The organism is Collinsella sp. AM13-34, assembly GCF_003473055.1.
In the GTDB taxonomy this organism is placed as follows: Bacteria; Actinomycetota; Coriobacteriia; order Coriobacteriales; family Coriobacteriaceae; genus Collinsella.
Genome location: NZ_QRLE01000036.1, coordinates 10,975 through 11,340 on the forward strand (window position 1 = coordinate 10,975; position 366 = coordinate 11,340).

At 61.2% G+C, this 366-nt stretch carries 1 protein-coding gene; it reads left to right on the plus strand.

From position 1 onward, the window contains the following. The coding region (locus tag DW151_RS10810) for a transposase (protein ID WP_233543396.1) at positions 1-228 on the plus strand (228 nt) is incomplete at its 5' end. Positions 229-366: the final 138 nt, after the last annotated feature.

Sequence of the window (366 nt, forward strand, 5' to 3'; positions counted from 1 at the left end):
CTGAAGGGGAAGAGCTCGCTGATGGTATTCGACAGGCACGCGAACATGAAGTACAAGTTCGGCAACAGGAAGTTCTGGGCCGAGGGATACTACGTGTCCACCGTCGGCCTGAACGAGGCCACGATCGCGAAGTACATCCGGGAGCAGGAGAAGGCGGACATCGCGCTCGACCGGCTGAGCGTCAAGGAGTACGAGGACCCCTTCGATAGGGGGCCGGGGCGCAAGTAGCGCCGGTTTGACCGGCCCGTCACGGGTCAACCTGCAGTGCGGCCCGAACCCCGTGAGGGCCGGCGCCTTTAGACGCGTGCCGGAAATCCAAGGGTTATACCCTAAGAGCAAACCACCCCTTTTAGGGGTGGTTTTGAT